This window comes from Acinetobacter sp. BD54 (genome assembly GCF_044778325.1).
GTDB lineage: Bacteria > Pseudomonadota > Gammaproteobacteria > Pseudomonadales > Moraxellaceae > Acinetobacter > Acinetobacter baumannii.
This window is the reverse complement of sequence record NZ_JANJEP010000003.1, coordinates 351,440-366,243: the sequence shown is the minus strand read 5'-3', so window position 1 is coordinate 366,243 and position 14,804 is coordinate 351,440. Positions and strand designations below refer to the sequence as shown.

General features: G+C 39.6%; 12 protein-coding genes. 5 read left to right on the top strand and 7 right to left on the bottom strand.

Annotated features, from left to right (window positions below):
• Nucleotides 1-8: 8 nt before the first annotated feature.
• Nucleotides 9-719, bottom strand: a complete 711-nt coding sequence (phoB, locus tag NQ782_RS06950) for a phosphate regulon transcriptional regulator PhoB (RefSeq protein ID WP_000650776.1) — start codon at nt 717-719, stop codon at nt 9-11.
• A 255-nt stretch (nt 720-974) separates the two neighbouring features.
• Nucleotides 975-1,646 carry a TetR/AcrR family transcriptional regulator gene (locus NQ782_RS06945; protein ID WP_000224581.1) on the bottom strand — a complete coding sequence of 224 codons (672 nt, stop codon included), beginning with the start codon at nt 1,644-1,646 and terminating at the stop codon, nt 975-977.
• 196 nt (nt 1,647-1,842) lie between these two features.
• On the opposite strand from NQ782_RS06945, the gene NQ782_RS06940 reads away from it, so the two are divergent.
• On the top strand, nt 1,843-2,676 hold the full coding sequence (locus NQ782_RS06940) for an SDR family oxidoreductase (protein WP_000787755.1): 834 nt from the start codon (nt 1,843-1,845) through the stop codon (nt 2,674-2,676).
• 55 nt (nt 2,677-2,731) lie between these two features.
• On the opposite strand, the gene NQ782_RS06935 is transcribed toward NQ782_RS06940, so the two are convergent.
• From NQ782_RS06935 to NQ782_RS06915, 5 genes are all read right to left on the bottom strand, one after another.
• Nucleotides 2,732-4,099, bottom strand: coding sequence for an MATE family efflux transporter (locus NQ782_RS06935; protein WP_001135114.1), 1,368 nt, complete (start codon nt 4,097-4,099; stop codon nt 2,732-2,734).
• Nucleotides 4,100-4,205: 106 nt separating this feature from the next.
• Nucleotides 4,206-5,360, bottom strand: a complete 1,155-nt coding sequence (locus NQ782_RS06930; protein WP_057092797.1) for a pyridoxal phosphate-dependent aminotransferase — start codon at nt 5,358-5,360, stop codon at nt 4,206-4,208.
• A gap of 27 nt (nt 5,361-5,387) precedes the next feature.
• Nucleotides 5,388-6,698 carry a DUF445 domain-containing protein gene (locus tag NQ782_RS06925; RefSeq protein WP_001055481.1) on the bottom strand — a complete coding sequence of 437 codons (1,311 nt, stop codon included), beginning with the start codon at nt 6,696-6,698 and terminating at the stop codon, nt 5,388-5,390.
• A 13-nt stretch (nt 6,699-6,711) separates the two neighbouring features.
• Nucleotides 6,712-7,275, bottom strand: coding sequence for a CC0125/CC1285 family lipoprotein (locus NQ782_RS06920; protein WP_000876371.1), 564 nt, complete (start codon nt 7,273-7,275; stop codon nt 6,712-6,714).
• A 59-nt stretch (nt 7,276-7,334) separates the two neighbouring features.
• On the bottom strand, nt 7,335-7,874 hold the full coding sequence (locus tag NQ782_RS06915; RefSeq protein ID WP_057092796.1) for a DUF924 family protein: 540 nt from the start codon (nt 7,872-7,874) through the stop codon (nt 7,335-7,337).
• 168 nt (nt 7,875-8,042) lie between these two features.
• On the opposite strand from NQ782_RS06915, the gene gshA reads away from it, so the two are divergent.
• From gshA to NQ782_RS06895, 4 genes are all read left to right on the top strand, one after another.
• On the top strand, nt 8,043-9,620 hold the full coding sequence (gene gshA / locus NQ782_RS06910) for a glutamate--cysteine ligase (RefSeq protein ID WP_000082281.1): 1,578 nt from the start codon (nt 8,043-8,045) through the stop codon (nt 9,618-9,620).
• A 14-nt stretch (nt 9,621-9,634) separates the two neighbouring features.
• Nucleotides 9,635-10,150 (top strand): disulfide bond formation protein B, encoded by a 516-nt coding sequence (locus NQ782_RS06905; protein WP_001240040.1) that lies wholly within the window; start codon nt 9,635-9,637, stop codon nt 10,148-10,150.
• 165 nt (nt 10,151-10,315) lie between these two features.
• The gene (locus NQ782_RS06900; protein ID WP_086231064.1) at nt 10,316-13,192 is read left to right on the top strand and encodes a type VI secretion system Vgr family protein; all 2,877 of its coding nucleotides are present in this window, start codon (nt 10,316-10,318) and stop codon (nt 13,190-13,192) included.
• Between the two features lie 3 nt (nt 13,193-13,195).
• Complete coding sequence (locus tag NQ782_RS06895; protein WP_086231065.1) at nt 13,196-14,794, top strand: glycoside hydrolase family 19; 1,599 nt, start codon at nt 13,196-13,198, stop codon at nt 14,792-14,794.
• Nucleotides 14,795-14,804 lie beyond the last annotated feature (10 nt).

Sequence of the window (14,804 nt, the reverse complement as noted above, 5' to 3'; positions counted from 1 at the left end):
AATTTTGGTTAACCTGCGGCTAAATCTGCACGTGTTGAGAAACGATAACCTGTACCACGTACAGTCTGAACAAATCGATCTACACCAAAAGGTTCTAAGACTTTACGCAAACGACGGATATGCACATCGATAGTACGGTCTTCGATGTATACATTACCGCCCCACACCTGATCGAGCAACTGGGCACGTGTATAGGCACGTTCCGGATGGGTCATAAAAAATGCAAGCAGACGGTATTCTGTTGGTCCCATATCTAAAATACTGTTACCAAAGCTTACGCGTTGGCTTACAGGATCAAGAATTAAACCATTGGCATCAATTGTTTTTTCACCGCTTAATGCATTTGCGCGGCGTAGAACAGCTTTAATACGAGAAACCAATTCACGGGTTGAAAATGGTTTGGTCATATAGTCATCTGCACCAGCATCCAGACCTTGTACTTTGTGGTCTTCTTCACCGCGAGCGGTCAACATAATGACAGGAATTTCTGCTAAGTTTTCATCACGTTTTAAACGGCGACATAAGTCGACTCCACTTACGCCCCCGGGTAACATCCAATCGAGCAAGATAAGCGCCGGACGTTGGTCGACGATAATTTGATGAGCCTGTTTGGCATCTTCTGCCTGTAAACACTGAAAGCCTGCCATGTCCAAAGAGGTATGGATCATTTCGCGGATAGGAAGCTCATCATCGACAATTAAAATATAGTCATCTTTCACAGCGTAATACCTTGTAGATTTTAACGGTGAACCGTTTTGTAGTTATGACAGGCTTATTACAAAGATTAATTATGACAATTTCATTGCAGAAAAGTCTATAAAAACGAATTTAGCAATAATTTGTGACAAAAATACGGCAAGCGCATGACCAAATGATGACAGGTAGGTATAAATTTTCTTAAAACCATTCAGTGTGTTACAAGCTTATCTCAAACGAGGTTTTTAAAATAAAAACAGTGTCAAAAAACTTTAATATTATTTTGAAACTTTCGCGAGCAAAGCTAAAAAAACGATACGGCAGGCCGCTAAAACTTGCTCTAGAGACTGCTTAAACCCGCCCATCACCCATCGAACGGCAATTTGTGTCACGTATCCATTTAAACCAGTAGCGATTAATGAGAGTTCATTTTCGTTATGCTGGATTTGCGGCATGGTTAGCATCACAAAAGCTTGAATCATACGATCAAACTGGGCGAGAGTTTCCTGAATGGTGGCTTGATTATGTAATTCTTGGACCAAAATTGCATCGACATACACAATCCGAGCCAAACGAGGGTCGTCTTTTAAAGTACTCAGTAGAGCACGTAAACCAGCATCGACCATTTGCTCAGGGTCTGGAGCCGCTTTAATGACGGCTTGCATCAAGTTTTGCTGTAATTCTTCAATCATTTTTAAAAAGATAGTTTGGAATAAATCTTCACTCTTTTTAAATGATTCATAAAAATAACGTTCGGTGAGTTTTGCTTCTTGGCAGACATCTTTTACCGTCACGGAAAAAAAGCCAAGGGTTCCATAAGTTGCAATACCGGCTTCAATGAGTTTTTCGCGACGTGCCTCTTTGCGCTCAGACAGAGATAACCCTTTGAACTGACGTTCTTTACTCACAGTTTTTGTTTTCTTTTTACTGGTTGAGTCGTTTGTCGCCATAAATAAATGGTTTCCTAATTTATCGGTTTTTCGGCAAATATGAGCCCTATGATAAAGCCGTCAGCAGAATTGTGCCAATCTATCTGAAATTACAGTGTACTATATTGACAATGTATATTGTCAAAATTATATTGAAAGAGTCTAAATTGCACATGCAATGAACCAGTTGTGCAAATCGAAAAACAAAGGATGGACAATGAAAAATTTTAAAAACAAAGTCGCTGCAATTACGGGTGCGGGTTCTGGCATTGGGCAACAATTAGCAATTCTTCTGGCAAAGCAGGGCTGCCATCTTTCATTAAGTGACATTAATGAAAAGGGCTTAGAGAAAACTGTTGAGCTATTAAAACCGTACAGTAACATTACTGTAACAACCAAGAAGTTAGACGTTTCTGACCGCGAGGCAGTAAAGCAGTGGGCACAGGAAACTGTTCAAGATCATGGCTGTGTTAACCTGATTTTTAACAATGCTGGTGTAGCTTTAGGCTCAACTGTAGAAGGCGCGACTTATGAAGATTTAGAGTGGATTGTGGGAATTAACTTCTGGGGCGTGGTTTACGGTACTAAAGAATTCTTACCGTTCATTAAGCAAACACAAGATGGCCATATTATTAATGTTTCCAGTTTATTTGGTTTAACAGCTCAGCCAACCCAGTCTGGCTATAATGCGACTAAATTTGCGGTACGTGGTTTTACTGAGTCATTGCGTCAAGAATTAGATATTGAAAAATGCGGCGTAAGTTCGCTATGCGTACATCCGGGCGGTATCCGTACCAATATCGCTAAAGCTGCAAAAATGAGTGATAGTTTGAGTAGCTTGGGTATGGACCCAACTAAATCGATTCAAAACTTTGATAAGTTATTGCGTACCCCACCAGAGGAAGCAGCTCGTCAAATTTTGGATGCAGTTTTGAAAAATAAACGCCGTTTACTCATCGGTAGCGATGCAAAAATTCTGGATGCATTCCAGCGTTTATTCCCAACGGGATATCAACGTGCTTCAACCATTGTAACCAAATGGATGAAATAAGATTTAAAAGAAAAAAGCCATCAATTGATGGCTTTTTTATAAGGTTTAATGCATTCTAAATAAGAACTTTGATCTTCTTTTTCTTCCAGATAAATTGATAATACAAGCCTTGAATAATACATAAACTGACAAATGCCAAGGCATAGGCGACCCAAATGCCTTTAAGCCCCCACATCGAACTAAACCAGTAAGCACATGGCATTTCAATAAATAAAATGGCAGAGATGTTAATCAGCATTGGTACGGTTACAGTCCCACTGGCACGCATAATTGATGCAAAAATGGCACCTGCACCAAAGAATAAAATTGCCCAAAGTACAATAAATAAAAGCTGTTGCCCTAACACCACCACAGTTGGATCTGTGATGAATAAAGCCATCAAATATTTTGAAAATAGATAGCCGAGTGCAATTAAGGCACCTGTAAATAAAAAGTTCATTCCCAAAGCGGTGCGTGTAACACGTGCGAGTAGGTCCGACTTACCAGCACCAATCGCTTGTGCTGCAAAGATTGAGGCCGCGATAGAGATCGAAATCGCTGGAAACTGAATATAGTTGAGTACCTGATTCACGGCACCATACGCAGCTGTGGCATGAGCTCCGAAACGGTTCACTAAACCCACAATGACTAAACCGGCCATTGAAGTGGTAATCATTTGAATACCGGTTGGAACACCTAGGCGTAAAATGATTTTACTTAATTCCGAATTATGACGAATATGTTGCAAAAGCTGACGGTTCGGCCGAAGTGGATGCTTTTTCTTGTTTAGATAAATCGCAAGAAAAATGAGAATAGCTACATAGCCAGTAATGGTCGCAATTGCCGGAGCAATAATTCCTAGAGCGGGTAAACCAAAATAACCTTTAAGCAATATCGGGGTAATGACCAAACCAATCACACTGGTTAAAGCCAGTGCAAGTAAAGGAGTAGTACTGTCTCCTACACCGCGTAAAATTGAGGTATAGATAATATAAACAAAGAGAAGAGGACTACCTGCCAACATCCATTGCACATAAGGCAAAGAGAGGTGCATCACCTTCGGATCCGTACCTAAAAGTTCTAAAATGTCGTGGGCAAAAAACACACCAATGATTGCGGTAATGATACCGCCAATGATGGTCATAAACAGAGTAGAGCCCACCACACTTTGAACTTTTTCAATATTCTGCGCGCCCCATGCCTGCCCTACTAAAACAGTAGTACCCGTTGAAATGCCGATAATAAACGCAAGCAGTAAAAACAAAATGGGGAAAAAAACCGAGACGGCAGCAATCGCATCGACCCCCATCATTTGTCCAACAAAGATGGTGTTAATGGTACCGGACAGGTTTTGCAAGATATTGGTTGCAATCAGGGGCAATAAGAAAACAAAAAATGTTTTCCAAAGATTTTGCTGATGAATTAAAGACTGTCTTGGTGGCATGTATTCTCCATCGCCCATCTCTTTGATGAGCGGGTCGGATATTCAACTTAGCATAGTTGTGTGGAATTTCTTGTAGTATTTTTACTATGCTAAGTGACTAAATTTATTAACATTGATTCAGAATTTCTCCTGCTTTTTGCAGTGTTTCATCATTTTTTGCAAAGCAGAACCGTATTAGGCGTAAAGACTCTGGGGCTTGTTGGTAAAACACCGAAACAGGAATAGCCACAATCTTATGTTGCTCGGCAAGAAACTGGCACATTTCCACATCGTTTAAGTCAGGTCTAATCTGGCTGTAATCAAGGTTTTGGAAATAAGTTCCTTGCGATGGGTTAAGCAAAAAACGGCTATTGTGAATCGCCTGATTAAATCGGTCTCGTTTAGTCTGATAAAACTGTGAAAGTTCCTGAATATGTTCTGGGTGTTGCTGCATATATTGCGCAAGCGCAATCTGACAAGGTGTTGTGCCACAGAAATTAACATATTGATAAATCTGGCGGAACAAACGCATTAAATCAGGTGAAGCAACACAGTAACCAGTTTTCCAACCTGTGACATGGAAGGTTTTTCCAAAAGAACCAATCACAAAACTACGTTCTCTGAGCTCAGGGAAATGCAACGCGCTAAAGTGTTGCTGACCATCAAAAACTAAGTGTTCGTAGACTTCATCAGATAAAACTACAATATTTTTATCCTGAATTAGTTCAATGAGTTCTAACCAGTCTTGTTTGGACCAGATTGTACCTGTTGGATTGTGGGGAGTATTTACCACAATCATACGGGTTTTATCGTTAATTCGATCTTTAACTTGTTGCCAGTTCACCTTAAAGTCAGGTGCTTGCAAGGCAATATGTACTGCTTTACCACCTGCTAACTCGACAGAAGGTCCATAGCTGTCATAACTCGGGTCAAAAATAATGACTTCATCCCCTGTGTTGATGCAAGCTTGTATGGCACAGAAAATTGCTATGGTTGCACCGGGCGTAATCGTGATTTGAGTTACAGGATCAAGTTGAAGCTGGTCACGCTGTTGAAATTGTAAAGCGAGCTGTTCACGTAGTGCGAGAATGCCATCACCAGGTGGGTACTGATTGTGTCCAGCCAAAGTTGCCTGAGATAGGGCTTCGAGCAAAGCAGGGGGTGCAGGAAAATCCGGGAAACCCTGTGAAAGGTTAAGTGCACCCAAGCGCTGTGCCATTGCCGTCATCGTACTAAAAATAGTCACCCCTTGTGCGGGCAATTTGGACTGAAGCTGTAGCATATTGTTCTCTTAAGGAAATTATTAACGTTATAAAATTGATTCAATCGCTGCTCGTATTACACCTAGAGTTAAGCCGATAAATGCACCTACCACAACGCCATTCACACGAATCATGTGTAAGTCGCCACCGACTTCATTTTCAATTTTTCCAATCATTTCACGTGAGTCCCACTCATGAATGCGCTCACTCACATAGCGTATGATTTTATGGCTATATTGGTCCGTAAAGTTCATGGCAAGTCCTGTCATTTCTTTGTTGAGAACTTCACGTACTTTTACATTTTGGACAAGGTTTTCACCCAACTGCTGAATGGCAGCTCTGAGGTTCATTGCAATACCAGAGTCTTCTTTCATTAAATCTTCTTTAATGGCATCGCATAAAATAGTGACAGCACCACTAATGAAATTTAGAACTTGAGGACTATCAAGGAGCGCATCTTTGCCACTATTTAGACGTTGGCTGGCAATACTCTCAGGGTTTGCCAACTCCAGCATGAGCGAGTGGGCAATAGTTTCAATTTCCTGTCGCCATGGGTGTTCATGGTCAGCCAGCATTGATTCTACTTTTTCAACCAGTGAATCAATGGTGCGCTGCTGAACATCAATACCGATCCAGCTTGCACCTTTTGCAAGAGACCAGACGCCCAGCGCTTTAAACATTTTTCTTGTCAATTCGCGAGTTTTATCCGGATTTTGTACCACCCACTCATGCGCGATATCGAGACCACGTTGCAGTACATCTTGGTGGAAATCATTTTCCAATACTGCACGCAGCATTTCACTCGCAAGTTTATTGACTTGAGTGTTACGCACCCATTGCACACTGTTGTTTTGCACGAAATTGGCAATTTGTTCTTGGCTAACAAATTCAAAAACTTTAGGTACAGTTTGCTGAATGAGTTGTACCACTTGCGTATTGTTTTGTGGACTGGCAAGCCATTGGCCAATGGCAAGACTTAAATCGGTTTTTTCTAGGCTTCGTTCGACCACCTGAGGCGACAGGAAGTTTTCCTGTACAAATCGACCCATTGATTCGGCAATACGTGCCTTATTACGTGGAATAATTTCAGTATGATCACGCAAAAACTTAGGGATAGGAAGCTTACCAAATGGGTTTCGAAACAGAACGGTAATCGCATACCAATCTGCTAGTCCACCCACTACACCAGCTTCCGCACCTAGCATTAAAATATGAATTAAGTCTGTGTACTCTGGCAGAAAGCGATTGGCGATCAATAACCCAATCCACAGCACCACCACAATAATAAGTGCCATCGTAGCGAAATATTTGCTGCGCTTCAGATTGGGTGCATGGTGTACTTCTTCTGCCATATTCATACGGTCATCCTATTCATTTTTGTTTTACTGGCGGCTCAGGTGGCGGCAACAATTCTCCTGTCGGGCTTAAACCATATTTTTGTCCGATAGATTTGAGAATTAACGTTGCATCAAAGGCATCTTGAGGAGCCTGCTTTTGATCCCGATAACATTCAATAGTATACGACACTTGAACAGGGTCGATATTGACCACTTGTGGGAAATCATAGAACGGATCATGCCAGAAACCCGGATAGCGGCGGTAGTAACCATACGGGTAAAAGCTTGGTGCAGATGGGTAAACTACAGCTTGACGCGGTGGTTTTTGGCTTTGATTACTTGGGTCGTTTAGCACTTTAAAAAAGCGAAAACCTTTTTGTACTGTAGTCTGTGCTGATTTCACTAAAGTAATTTCTTCGGCTGCTCCATAGCTCATGTTTGGATCAGCCTGAAAGCTGATTCGAAACGTTTGAGCATTTAACGGATAGGCCGAAAACTGGCCAAGCTGATCGAAAGTTTTTGGTTTGCTGGGTACAGTTGAACAAGCACTTAAAGTTATGGCAGTGCCTAAAGCTAAACAAAGAGAGAGATATTTCATAGTGAACTCCCAGCTGAGCATAAAAGAATGGATGCGTCAGCATTAAAAATAGAGAAGTCTTAAAAACTACTGTTCGGTTCTAATAAAAATTCGGTTTCCTCTGGTGTTGAGACACGTCCAAGGATGGCATTACGATGAGGATAACGTCCAAAGCGATCTATAATCACTTTATGTTTTTTCTCAAAGCTTAAATTAATTTCATTGCCGAGGCGTTGAAATAATTTTAAAGCAAACTCATGAATTAGCTTCGATTCACTATGCATAAATGGCATGTACAAAAACGAGCGCTGTTCTGGGTTAAGTTGTGCATCGAGTTGCAAGCTAATTGCTTCTTGTGACAAGGCTAAAGCAAGACCGTCATAAGCAAAAGATTCGGGTTGATCACGATAAATGTTGCGAGAAAACTGATCTAGCACAATAATCTCTGCAAGACGACCTTCTGGTGTTTTCCGCCAAGACCAAAGTTCTGCTCGAGTTGCCTGTCGATGAACATCAGAAAAATTTTCACGGATTTTTTTGTCAAAATCATCACTTTTCGCAAACCAAAGTGAACGGTGTTCAGGTGAAAACCAGAAGTTTAAAATGTCTTGATCGTTCATGATATTGACAACTCTTTAGCAATTATTCTTCAATAAAATCACAATTCTTTCGTGTCTTAAATAACAAGATTGTGATAAAAATTGCCAAACTGGAATGATGTGATTATATAAATAGCCGTATCATCTCACGATTTTGTATATAGTGATCTTTAATAAGCGAGCAAATGCATGAGTCAACCCACTACACCATCTCAATCAGTTATTCCTGCTTGGGTGGATTCGTCGCTACTACAAGGCATGTTACGTGGAATAGAGCGTGAAAGCCTACGTATGCAGAGTAATGGGTTCTTATCACAAGAGTTACATCCGAAGGCATTAGGTTCGGCGTTAACACATCCAAAAATTACGACTGATTATTCAGAAGCGTTGATGGAGTTTATTACTTCACCACAGCCAACCATTGGTGATGCCTTGCATGAGCTCACCGATATTCATGCGGTTGTGCACCGTCATTTAGAAAATGGTGAAAAGCTCTGGCCGTTGTCTATGCCATGTATGCTAGATGACAATGAAGAACGTATTCGTCTAGCTCAATATGGCACTTCTAATATTGGCCGTTTCAAGACGCTTTATCGCCGTGGTTTAGGTATTCGTTATGGTCGCCGTATGCAGACGATTTCGGGCGTACACTATAATTTATCTTTCCCTGATTCTCTTTTTTCTGCTTTGCAGGCACATGAAACTGACGAAAAATTAAAAGCACTTAGTCTGCAAGATTATCGTAGTCATCGCTATTTTGGTCTGATTCGTAACTTTATTCGTTTAACACCACTGGTTATGTTTTTGGTGGGTGCGAGTCCATCGGTTTGCCGTTGTTTTCTGACGGGTCATGAACATCATTTGTTGCCTTTAATCAAAGGGTCATATTATTTACCGTATGCTACAGCTCTGCGTATGGGACGTTTAGGCTACCAAAACTCGGCACAAAAAAGTTTAGGCATTCACTATAACAACTTAACTGGTTATTTGGATGGTTTACAAAAAGCAGTACATTCTCCATACCCGCCATTTAGCCGTTTAGGGTTAAATGATGCCTCTGGTGAACCATTGCAAATTAATGATCATGTTTTACAAATCGAGAATGAATATTACAGTCTCGTGCGTCCAAAACAAGTTCCTCAAGCGGGTGAAACACCGTCTCAAGCCTTGAAAAATCGAGGGGTGGGTTATGTTGAACTTCGTGCAGTGGACGTAAATCCATATTCGGCAATTGGCGTCAATGAAACAACAGCAGGTTTCCTTGAGGCATTAGCGCTTTATTGTTTATTAAGCGATAGTCCTGAACTGTTATGCCCTGAGCAAGATTTGATTGAGAAAAACCAGACAGAAGTGGTTAACCGTGGCCGAGCACCAAACGCAACCATTACTGATTTAAACGGGTCTTACCATATTGAAGATTGGGCACGTCAGCATATTTCTAAAATGCAGGATTGTGCTCGCTTACTCGATCAGACCTATGCCACAGATCTATACAGCTCGGCTTTGGCTGTGATGCAAGAACGTATTGATGAAGTAGATGAAACATTATCTGCTCATGTGATTGATGACACATTAAAGCATGGTGGAACCTGGAGCTTTGGTAGTCATATGGCACAGTTACATGCTGAAACTTATGAAAAGCATGAGATTAGTGCAGAGACTTTGCAATATTTTGAACAATTGGCTGTGCAATCTTTACAGCAGCAAGAACAACTTGAGCAAGATAGTCAGATCAGTTTTGATCAATATCTTGAACAATATAGATAAAAACGAGGTTTTACATGCGATTAAGTTACCGTTTGGTGAGTGGACTGCTTGTTCTGGCAAGCATTGTCGGCATGTCTTTTGCGTTGTATTTAGAACATGTAAAAGGGTTGGAGCCATGTCCGCTCTGTATTTTTCAACGTGTTGGCTTAATGGCAATGGGTTTTGTAGCTCTTATTGCGTTTTTGCATAACCCGGTTTCCAATGCGATTAAACGCTTTTATGCATTTTTGGCAGGTGTTGCAATTTTATGGTCAGTGGGAGTGGCGGGCCGACATGTTTGGCTACAGCATTTACCACCAGATCAAGTACCAAGCTGTGGTCCGGGTTTAAATTACCTCATTGATGCTTTACCAATGAAAACCGTTTTACAAGAAGTACTTTCTGGCTCAGGTGAGTGTGCGGCAATTGACTGGACTTTTTTAGGTCAGTCTTTACCAGTTTGGTCATTGGCCTATTTCCTTTTACTGTTATTGGTTTGTTTATGGCAGTTATTCCGTTTTTATCCAGTGTTTAAGACGGCTAAAAAGTAAGTTTAAAGTAATTAAAAAAGGCTCAACTTAAGTTGGGCTTTTTTTATAACTTTCGAATAAGTGAAAATATAAAAAAATTGATAGAAATAACGCATAATTTTGTAGACAGATAGTTCTGTTTTTTATAAAGTGCAGCCGTTTATATATCCTTATGATTATAAAAAAATGCTTTTTAATATATTTAGTGTCTTGGAAAAAATAGGGCTAAATGCTCAGAAACGTGCTATCCACGTACAATTTTCTAATGAACTACTCAATCATCAAGTATTCTTACAACGTATAGAAGGCCAACATCAGCTAAATGGTGGCCTAATGGCAGAATTGATTTGCCTTTCAACCAATGCCCAAATTGCACTGAAGCAATTTATTGGTGTCCAAGTCGCTGTTGATCAGGTCACTGATTCGGGGCAATTGTTCCGCACTACAGGTATTGTGACTGAGGCCAGTTATGGACAAAGTGATGGCGCTTTAACGCTTTATAAGCTGACTATAGAAGATGCGACAAATTTATGGCACAAACGCCGTAATAGTCGTGTTTTTATGAATAAAAGTATTGTAGAAATTACCGAAGTTCTATTTAAAGAATGGCAAGAAAAAAGTCCACTGTTTGCTGCGAGTTTAAGTCTTGATTTGGGTGGGTTAAGTCAAAACTATGATATTCGTCCGTTCACTATGCAGCATAATGAGTCTGACTATGACTTTCTCACACGTTTGTGGCGAAGTGAGGGTGTTAGTTGGCTCATTGATGAATCAGAGCTTTTTGTCCCTCATTTTACTGCACCAATACAAGCTCAAAAACTAAGATTAATTGATGACAATAACCAATACCAAGCTTTAGCGCGTTGTAGTATTCGCTATCACAGAAGTAGCGCAACCGAATATCAAGATAGTATTACAGGCTTTGTTGCAGTGCGAAGTCTGCAACCGACTGCCGTACATGTACAGCGTTGGCAGCCCGATGCGTTAGCACAAGAAGAGGGTAATGGTTCAGTTGTTACTACCCATACACACTCAGATAACTTTGATTCGGCCACTTTAAGTCTTGAGCAAGCATGGCACGTAAGCCCCGCCTGGATGCAAGATTTAAAAGGGGAAGATCAGGCAACCGCTTCAAGCAGTAGCCAACTAGAAAAATTAAATCAGCACTTCACCGACATGCATGCGAGTCGGGCCAAATACTTTAAAGCTTACAGTAGTGTGCGCGATACCCAAGTCGGCTATTGGTTTAATTTAAGAGAGCACCCTGAAATTGATCAGCATGAAGGGGCAGATCAAGAGTTCCTAATTATTGCTAAAAATTTCTATAACCAAAATAATTTACCTAAAGATTTACAACAGCAAGTTAGCCAGTTATTAACCCAAAGTCGTTGGGATCAACATGGTTACGATGATATCGAACGTCAAAGTAATGAGCTGACCTTAATACGCCGTCAAATCAAAACTGCACCGGAATACAATCCGGAACAGCATCGACCAATTGCTTACCCACAAAGAGCGAAAGTCGTGGGACCTGAGGGAGAAACTATTCATGTCGATGAATGGGGACGCATTAAAGTACGTTTTCTATTTACTCGTAGTGATGATCATGGCCATGATGGTGGCGCAGGTAGTAATGACAATGATACCGACTCGGCTTGGGTGGATGTACTGACTCCTTGGGCAGGAGAAGGTTATGGTGCACGTTTCTTACCACGTATTGGTGAAGTGGTTGTCATTGACTTTTTTGATGGCAATATCGACCGTCCATTTGTGACGGGCCGAATCCATGAAGCGCAGCGTTCACCAACTAAATTCGATGTAAAAGGGCAGCTTCCTGATACTAAAAAGCTAAGTGGCATACGCAGTCAGGAAATCAATGGAAGTGGCTTCAACCAATTACGCTTTGATGACACAACTGGACAAATCAGTACCCAACTCCAAAGTAGTCATGCAGCAACACAGCTGAATTTAGGTAATTTGAGCCATCCTAAAGAACAAGCGACAAGCCAAGGCCGTGGTGAAGGCTTTGAGCTTAGAACAGACGCTTGGGGAGCTGTGCGTGCGGGTAAAGGTTTATACATTAGTACGCACAAACAAGATCAAGCTCAAGGATTTCACCTTAATGCGAATGAAACCAAACAGCAGCTTGAAGGTGGATTAAACAACAGCAAAGCTCTAAGTGAAGTTGCTAAAAATCAGCAGACAGATCCGTTGGAAGTTCTTGATCATTTAAAAACCTTTTTAGACCAGATTGAACAGCGAGACAAAGATAAAGCTGCTGCATTTAAACAAGCGATTATGGTGTTAAGTGCGCCAAATAGTATGGCCCTTACCAGTAATGAAAACATCCATGTGATTGCAGATGGACAGATTAGCCAAACTGCTGATGATAGTATTAACCTGAGTACTCAAAAGAATTTTATTGCTCATGCCCAAAATAAGATAAGTTTTTTTGCAGCTCAAGATGGAGCAAGAATGTATGCGGGCAAGGGCAAAATTGAGTTACAAGCACAAAATGATGGTACAGATATCATTGCACGAAAAGGGGTACAGATTATTTCAACAGAAGATAGAATCGAAATAACTAGCCCAAAAGAAATTATACTCACTGCGGACGGTTCACAACTCAAGATTAATAGTTCAGGTATTTTCCCTGTAACTGGGGGCAAGCTTGAGGTTAAAGCAGGTCAGCATTTATTTATGAGCGGCGCAAATATTGTTGTTCCCAAGATAAGCTTACCTACTATAAAAACACCTTTTAGTAATAAAATTAACTATAACTGGAATATAAATTCAGAGGGAAAAAAAGAACTATTTATTATAAATAAAAAGAATAATATTCTTATAAGAAGCCATAAAAATGAGCTTGATAAGAATAATAATTTAAGTTCATTACGTTTTTATACACCAGAAGAAGTAGACTTTACTGCAATGATTTTTAATTCGGATTATATTCAGTTAAAGCAAAATATACCTGATAGTGAAAATATTGATGAGCTTTTCGAAGAAACACTTTTGTATGACGAAGAAAATGATGATGTCTATACAGAAGAGGAGTTTTGATTAATGAATAAATTAGTCACTATTACTACTAAGTTCTATGATAAATCTGGAAATCGGATTATTAATTTAAATGTACAATCAAGATACAAAGGATCATTAAAAGCTAATAGCCAAAAAACTGATAAGCTCGGTCTGTTTGTATTTCAGGCTTCGCCAAATAGAACTGTTGAGATATTAGCAAAGCCTCCTAATCAAAAAGACTATACAGTATTTAAAACGATAAACTCATCTATGAATTCCTCGGAAATACATCCGATAAAAGTTCAATTACCAAAAACAATTGATGAATATAAACAAGTAAAGCAATCCAAATCAACCAAAGGAATCGTAAGTACTTTTTTTAAAATTTTTGATATGAATGGAAAGGTTATGAAAAATTTTCCTATTCAATCACGACCAAAAGGTAAAGGAAATTCGCCCGATAAATATACAAATGATGAAGGCATAGTAGAAGTACGCTCATCACCTAATAGAGATATAGAGGTCTTAGTATTAACATCAAATGATACATTTGTTTTAAAAAGTTCAATAAATTCTGCTAATGGCAGTTCACAACCAGTTCTTATTAAATTAGATGAGCCTTATGAAAAATTTAAAAGTGCATCTACGATTAAAATTCTAGATCGAGATGGAAGTGACTACATTGTAGAAAAGACTAATGTGGAAATGTTAGTTGTAGAGAATGGTAAAAAGCAGCTTTTTAGTATATCAAATGGAAAATTGTCATTACAAAGCATGATAGGGCAGAAACTAGAATTTACGGTGTATAAGCCTGATGGTAAGCCTTTAAAGACACAAACCTATATGGCAACACGAGTCAAAAACAACCTTATTGAGTTCCATCTGGACGTAGATATAACAAAAGGTAGTACGGCACAAAATGATCCAGAAATTAATAAGAAAGTTAAAGTTGATATATTAATTACAATGGAACAAATGAAAAAAATGTGGCCAAAAGCTTTGGCTACAAAAATGCAACCAATTTTAGATGAACTAAATAGCGATTTATTAGGTTATAAATTAGATACTAGATTGAGACAAGCCCATTTTATGGCTCAAGTTAGGCAAGAAGTAGGTAGCTCTTTTTCATTAAGAGAGCAAGTCGAATATATGGGTCCAACAGCTTTGAAACAAATAGGCTATTATAGAACTCATCCTAAACAAGCAGAGATTGATGGATATAAAAGAGGACAAGGTCCAGCAAATGGTGAAGTAATTGCAAATCGTATGTACGATGATAATTATCGGAGCGCTAAATATAAATTAGGTAATACTTCTCCTGGTGATGGTTGGAAATATTTAGGCCGAGGCCTAAAACAATTAACAGGGAAGAATAATTATCAAGATCTAACGAATATGTATTCAACTCTATGGCCAGGAGAAAAAGTTGATTTCGTAAAGAACCCTGAATTAATTGAAAAACCCAAATATGCAGTAAGATCTGCCATTAGATTTTGGCTAAAATTTAAGCTTTATGAGGTTGCAGATAGAGGAGCTAATGGAGAACAGGTAGATGCTATTACGAAAGTAATTAATGAGGCTACAAATTCATATGCTGATCGAAGAGCACATTTTGTTCAGGCACGAAAGATTTTTATTTAATATAGTGTTT